The organism is Microcoleus sp. S13_C5 (genome assembly GCF_036700845.1).
In the GTDB taxonomy this organism is placed as follows: Bacteria; Cyanobacteriota; Cyanobacteriia; order Cyanobacteriales; family Microcoleaceae; genus Microcoleus.
This window is the reverse complement of record NZ_JAUBPR010000274.1, coordinates 1-1,714: the sequence shown is the minus strand read 5'-3', so window position 1 is coordinate 1,714 and position 1,714 is coordinate 1. Positions and strand designations below refer to the sequence as shown.

The 1,714-nt window shown below is 40.4% G+C and carries 1 protein-coding gene; it reads right to left on the bottom strand.

All coding sequences use genetic code 11. The annotated features are described in order from the left end of the window. Positions 1-102: 102 nt before the first annotated feature. The gene (locus tag QUA04_RS29535; protein WP_333264321.1) at positions 103-1,635 is read right to left on the bottom strand and encodes an ATP-binding protein; all 1,533 of its coding nucleotides are present in this window, start codon (positions 1,633-1,635) and stop codon (positions 103-105) included. Positions 1,636-1,714: the final 79 nt, after the last annotated feature.

Here is a 1,714-nt window from a genome sequence, read left to right as displayed (position 1 = left end):
GTTGACTGCTGCCTAATTTTATTCTTTGATTTTGGGGGTGGTTTTTCGTCTTCTTTATACCCCTGAACGCTTACGATTGAGATTTGCGTTTTCTGGGCATTTTTATTTCTCCTTTTGTTTTAAGTCATTAATTTTAGATATCCATTCATCTTTCATCTCCTGGAAAATATCAGGAGTTTTACCACCTTCTGAATTTTTAGTTGTACGCTCCCTAATGCGTACCGGAATCGTATGCTTCACACTCTCATAAGTACCCGAAAGCAAACAAGTACCGCGTGGCATTTTGGGTAGGGCACGTAACATTTCTTCAGAGGCATCTGACTTTACGCCCCGAATGGCATCAAGTTGATCTGGTTCCAACGCAAACACCAGTCTTGTATTACACTGACGGATAATGCTTCTATCAATGTCAATAGGGCTTTGTGTCATTAATACCATGCAAATGCCGTGATGTCTTCCAATTCGTACACCTTCCCGTATTATTTGTTTGCAAGGGCTACCCTCACCTTGTGGTACAAACAAATGAGCTTCATCCACAACCGCCACATAAGGTGGAATATGACCCCGGATGCGTAAGTTTTGAAGTTCCCTCAAGACTGCTGTTGCTATAGATTGAAGCTGTATAGATGTTAATTTTTTACAATTTATTGCCAGACAAGGATACATAAGTTTTCGCCAGTCAGCTACCCCCTCGCCAAATATTTTGTAATTATTGAGAGTTTTTAACCTGCGTGTGACTGTATCTACTAATCGTGGCACATCACCAGGTTTACCTGATAGTGCTTCTGCTGAATCTGGGATTTTTGCTAAAACATCATCCAAGGTAAATTTTGCAATATCTCCATTGACTAGACGAGTTTGTAGTTCACCAAAAGCCCTTGTCACTACGTCACATTGAACTGAACTCTGTTTCATGGCTTCAGGAAGTAAATCTATCAATTCTGATTCAGTAAGTGATGAGATGCGAATGCTAAAATCTTTTCCTGGCTCAACAACTTTGCCATCCAATTTTTCAACTAACGACGAATACTCATCCTGCGTATCTATAAAAACAATTGGTAAATTCATCTTGATAATTTCTTCTGCAACTACACCCATTGCATAACTCTTACCACTGCCTGTAGTTCCACCTATAAAAAAATGCCGCTGAATCGCCTCACGCTTTAGAATAACTGCTGTTTTTGTGCCACTTACTGTTTCACCAATGTACAAACCTTTAGATGGATCTGTCTCCATACCCAAAATACGGACGGTTTCATCACTATCAGCAATAAAGACTTCTGCCCCCGAATTTGGTAAATTCTGTGGCGCTCTGATCTCTGTCTCTATAGGAGATATGCTCTCTGTCTCTTTAACAGTTTCATTGCTATCAGCAATAGATACTTCTGTACCCGAATTTGGTAAATTCTGTGGCGCTCTGATCTCTGTCTCTATAATCTCCTCAATCAAGTCAGCTTCGGCAATGCGAAATATCCTTGTGCTATCTTCCTCTTTAGGATAATTTCGTGACAGCCCCATGCTCTCAGTAACATTGATGCTTTCTGCGCTTTCATTAGAGTTGCTTTCATAAGCACTACGAATTCGACCATAAAGCATGGTCTTTTCTGCTCTTGATACAGGAATCCGAACAAGCATACCAGGGTAAGAGCATCTCAATCAGTCTTGACAAAAGGATTTGAGAAGAAGCATCATGTATTCATCATTCATTGCAGCC